Here is a 4,366-nt window from a genome sequence, read left to right on the forward strand (position 1 = left end):
ACTATAGCTCAAACGACCGTTCAGGAGAACACCACATTCAACACCACGAACACTAGTGAGAAAACGAATGAAACGGTTACTCCAATCAGATCAGCGAACACGACACGACCATCACCCACCACTGGAGGGAATACTACTTCACTCCACGCGAACACAACCACGACTTCAATGCCCACCAAAAAGAGCATCTGCGGACCTGCGTTTATAGTTCTGATAACTCTCAGTGCCCTCCTCTTGAGGAAAAGATTAATGTAACGGTTGATTGTAGTCTTTTGTCTTATTTCCAACTAGTGCTCGGATTGGGCGATTGTAAAAATTTTCCGAACTCTCGTTCAGATGCTCATCGAAAAGGTTTAAAAGTTTCCCTGCGAATAAAAAACGGAGTTACCCGAGGAAAGGAGTGTGATGGAAATGGAGCAGGTTTTCCAGAACGAGACCATTAAAGCGATTCTTGAGAAGTACAGGAGGATATGGGCAATAAACCACGCCCAGAGCGTTCTCGGCTGGGACATGGAGGTCAACATGCCCAAGGAGGGCATCCTTGAGAGGAGCGTTGCCCAGGGCGAGCTTTCGGTTATGGGCCAGGAGTTTCTCCTTAGGCCCGAGTTCGTCGAGCTTGTGGAGAAGGCAAAGGGACTGGAGCTCAACGAGTACGAGCACGGCGTTGTTCGCGTCCTTGACAGAGACATAAGGATAAGCAGATCATTCCCGCCGGAGTTCCTTAGGGAGATGAGCGAGGTAACGAGCCAGGCAACTAAGGCTTGGGAGGAGGCGAAGAAGAGTAACGACTACTCCAAGTTCGAGCCTTGGCTCGACAGAATCATTGATTTGGCCAAGCGTGCCGCCGATTATCTCGGCTATGAAGAGGAGCCTTACGATGCCCTTCTCGACCTCTTTGAGGAAGGCCTGACCACCAAAGAAGTCGAGAGGATGTTTGACAAGCTTGAAAAAGAACTCAAGCCCCTCGTCGAGAAGATAATGGAGGAGGGTAAGGTTCCTAGGGAGCACCCGCTCGAGAAGGAGAAGTACGAGAAAGAGCAGATGGAGCGGGTAAACCTCTGGATTCTCCAGAAGTTCGGCTTCCCGCTCGGAGTCCGCTCCCGTTTAGATGTTTCAGCCCACCCATTCACGACCGAGTTTGGCATAAAGGACGTCAGGATAACGACGAGATACGAGGGCTACGACTTCAGGAGGACTGTACTCAGCACCGTCCACGAGTTCGGGCACGCTTTGTATGAGCTCCAGCAGGACGAGCGCTTTATGTTCACCCCGATAGCGGGTGGCGTTTCCCTAGGAATCCACGAGAGCCAGAGCAGGTTCTGGGAGAACATCATAGGAAGGAGTAGGGAGTTCGCCGAGCTAATCTATCCTGTCCTCAAGGAGAACCTCCCCTTCATGACCACCTACAAGCCTGAGGACGTCTACCTCTACTTCAACATGGTGAGGCCTGACTTCATAAGGACGGAATCCGACGTCGTCACCTACAACTTCCACATCCTCCTCCGCTTCAAGCTCGAAAGGATGATGCTCAACGAAGGAGTGAAGGCGAAAGACCTGCCAGAACTCTGGAACGAGGAGATGGAGCGTCTTTTGGGCATAAGGCCGAAGACCTACGCCGAAGGAATCCTCCAGGACATCCACTGGGCGCACGGGACGATAGGCTACTTCCCGACCTACAGCATAGGAACCCTCCTCTCGGCCCAGTACTACTACCACATCAAGCGCGACATCCCCGACTTCGAGGAGAAAGTCGCTAAAGCCGAGTTCGAGCCGATAAAGGCCTGGCTGAGGGAAAAGATACACCGCTGGGGAAGTATATACCCCCCGAAGGAGCTCCTGAAGAAGGCCATTGGAGAAGAGCTCGATCCGGAGTACTTCATCCGCTGGGTGAAGGAGAGGTATCTGTGATTTCTCTTCTTTCAATTTCGTGACGAAGTTTCGGGCAACGCTTAAATACGAGGCCTTGGATAGGGGAGAAGGCCCTGAAAAGAATACTGAAAGGGGAACGCTGAGTTTCTGCTTCGCCTACTCAGCATCCTGAAGAGGATGAATATTTGAAAGCAGTGGAGCCTGAGTGAAAGTTCGAGGAGCTTACTAGGTGAGTTACCCAATCCACGCCACCGGCTCGACCTTTATTGCCACAACACCGTACTTCTTCTCCTTTTCTTCGGAATAGAACTTTCGGTAGACCTTAACACCCTCCTCGATGCTCTTCACTCCCGGCAGAACGTTCTCAAGGCCTTCCTTTTCAAGCATCTCTCCGAATGATTGATAAACCCTGACGTCCTTTACAACGCAAACCAGCCTGTCCTCAAAGATTATATTGTCTCCCGGCTTTATTGCCCGCCTCTTCTCGTCGTATAAACGGCCTTCGACCCTCTTCTTCCCCTCGGCTATGGCCCTGAGGTACTCCTCCTGAAGACCCATCCTCCACGTCGCCATCCAACCACCTCACAGCAGGGCCCTGACGATGGCGGGGCTTATCCTTATGAGCTTCGCGAGCACCTTCGGCCTCTTAAGCACTGCCTTTGCCGTCCTCAGATGGTCGTCGAAGTCCGCTTGTGCCTCTATTATAGCCCTTACCTCATCGCTGGAGAGAACTTCGAAGATTCTCTCAATGTCATTCTGGTTCATTCTGAGGAAGAGTTTTCTGAACCTCAGGCCAAAGCTTATCTGCCTCTTAACCCAGGAGCAGGCCTTTTCATAGGACTGTAGGTCGCCTGAGAGAACAGCTCTGGTGAGTTCCCTTGCGCAGATTGCCCCGAAGACTATTCCCCCCGCGGTGGTGGGCTTTATCTGCAGTGCCGCATCTCCGAGGAGGGCCACGTTCCCCGAGGTCCAGGGCTTCCTCCAGCCGAGCCCGACGCTCCCGGCCTTGAACTCAATGACCGAAGTAGGGTTCAGCATCCTGACCCTGAGGAACCTGTTTAGGGACTCCATGTCGCCGAAGGTTCCGACCCTTGCAAGGCCCTCGCTCACGGGCACCAGCCAGGCGAAGAAGTCAGGGATTATCTCCTTGTTCACCCAGACCTCCACGAAGTCTTTCCTGAAGTTTCCAACCACCTCGACCTCGTAGCCGCTCAAGAACTCGGCCCTGCTCTTTGCTCCAATTGCCCTGGCAACTGTGCTTGAGACGCCATCGGCCCCGACGTAAACGTCCGCTTCTACCTCGAACCTCTCGTTAAAGTGCTGGAGAACCGCCTTTCCGTTCTTGAAGCCCCTGAATGTCGTTGCCATGAAGTAATCAGCCCCCCTCTTGACCGCTCTCTCGGCCAGCGCCTTCTCCAGCGTTTTTCTGTCCACAACATAGGCCTGTGGATTTTTTCTGGCTACCTCAAAGCTCTGTATTCTGGAGTAGAAGAGAGCCCCTCTGACCTCGTTGAGAACGGCTTCTCTTGGAAGCCCGAGCTTCTCATAGTTCTGTGCCCCGATTATCCCAGTGCAGGCCTTCCCCCCGAAGGAGCCCTTTTTCTCTACTACAGCCACATCAACTTTCCCAGCTAGAAGGCCCGCGAGGTAGTTGCCCGCAGGCCCACCGCCGATGATTAGGACGTCGTACCTCATCTTTCCTCCCATCCACTTTATAACTTTTAAACCCTAAAAACCTATACCCGCAGGTGATTCCATGAAGGTTCTGGTTACGGGTTTCGAGCCCTTCGGGGGTGAGGGCATTAACCCCTCGTGGGAGGCCGTTAAAGGACTCCCCGACGAGATTGACGGGGCGGAGATAGTGAAGCACCGCCTCCCCGTGACCTTTAGGGGCGTTAGGGAACTTCTCCCGAGGCTTATTGTGAGGGAGAGGCCGGACGTGATAGTTCTGACGGGTCAGGCAGGAGGGAGGCCCAACGTGACCGTTGAGCGCGTCGCGATAAACGTCATGGACAGCAAAACTCCTGACAACGAGGGCTTTGCCCCGGAAGACGAGCCGGTCTTTGAGGGTGCACCGGTTGCTTACTTCTCAACACTTCCAATAAAGACCATCGTGAACGCTTTAAGGGAGGAAAAGATACCCGCTGGGATCTCCAACACGGCCGGGACGTACGTGTGTAATACGGCTATGTTTACCGCGCTCCACACGATAGCCGTTGCCGGGATGGAAACTAGGGCGGGCTTTATGCACGTCCCCTACAGCCACGAGCAGGCCCTTGACAAACCGAGGCCTTCGATGGCCCTTGAGACCATAAGGAAGGCTGTGGAGGTCGCCGTTAGAACCTCCATCAAGGCCTGAAACCTTTTTAAATTCCTTTTCCTACCCCCTACAAACCCATGAGGGTGAGGCCTATTCTAATCCTTGGGATCGACATAATAAGTGAGAACCCGAAGAGGTTTGCCGTCGTGAGCTGGCTCAACGGGAAGCTTGAGAGAA

The 4,366-nt window shown here is 53.4% G+C and carries 5 protein-coding genes; 3 read left to right on the plus strand and 2 right to left on the minus strand.

All coding sequences use genetic code 11. From position 1 onward, the window contains the following. Positions 1 to 168 precede the first annotated feature (168 nt). Positions 169 to 255, plus strand: a complete 87-nt coding sequence (locus tag MVD07_RS10980; RefSeq protein WP_366078515.1) for a CGP-CTERM sorting domain-containing protein — start codon at positions 169 to 171, stop codon at positions 253 to 255. 156 nt (positions 256 to 411) lie between these two features. After that, positions 412 to 1,908, plus strand: coding sequence for a carboxypeptidase M32 (locus tag MVD07_RS09840; protein ID WP_297501555.1), 1,497 nt, complete (start codon positions 412 to 414; stop codon positions 1,906 to 1,908). Positions 1,909 to 2,103: 195 nt separating this feature from the next. Here the strand turns inward: MVD07_RS09840 and MVD07_RS09845 are convergent, their stop codons facing one another. Beyond that, entirely contained in the window at positions 2,104 to 2,442 is a 339-nt protein-coding gene (locus MVD07_RS09845; RefSeq protein ID WP_297501544.1) for an ASCH domain-containing protein, read from the minus strand. Positions 2,443 to 2,451: 9 nt separating this feature from the next. After that, positions 2,452 to 3,564: an NAD(P)/FAD-dependent oxidoreductase gene (locus MVD07_RS09850; protein WP_297501547.1), complete on the minus strand. Its 1,113-nt coding sequence runs from the start codon at positions 3,562 to 3,564 to the stop codon at positions 2,452 to 2,454. A 61-nt stretch (positions 3,565 to 3,625) separates the two neighbouring features. Between MVD07_RS09850 and pcp the strand changes: the two genes are divergently transcribed. Beyond that, positions 3,626 to 4,228 (plus strand): pyroglutamyl-peptidase I, encoded by a 603-nt coding sequence (pcp, locus tag MVD07_RS09855; RefSeq protein ID WP_297501550.1) that lies wholly within the window; start codon positions 3,626 to 3,628, stop codon positions 4,226 to 4,228. Positions 4,229 to 4,366: the final 138 nt, after the last annotated feature.

The organism is Thermococcus sp. (assembly GCF_027008145.1).
In the GTDB taxonomy this organism is placed as follows: domain Archaea; phylum Methanobacteriota_B; class Thermococci; order Thermococcales; family Thermococcaceae; genus Thermococcus.

Excerpts from the sequence above, each read along its gene's own strand:
- MVD07_RS10980 (WP_366078515.1), top strand. The coding sequence starts at position 169 with ATGCCCACCAAAAAGAGCATCTGCGGACCTGCGTTTATAGTTCTGATA.
- MVD07_RS09840 (WP_297501555.1), top strand. The coding sequence starts at position 412 with ATGGAGCAGGTTTTCCAGAACGAGACCATTAAAGCGATTCTTGAGAAG.
- MVD07_RS09845 (WP_297501544.1), bottom strand. The coding sequence starts at position 2,442 with ATGGCGACGTGGAGGATGGGTCTTCAGGAGGAGTACCTCAGGGCCATA.
- MVD07_RS09850 (WP_297501547.1), bottom strand. The coding sequence starts at position 3,564 with ATGAGGTACGACGTCCTAATCATCGGCGGTGGGCCTGCGGGCAACTAC.
- pcp (WP_297501550.1), top strand. The coding sequence starts at position 3,626 with ATGAAGGTTCTGGTTACGGGTTTCGAGCCCTTCGGGGGTGAGGGCATT.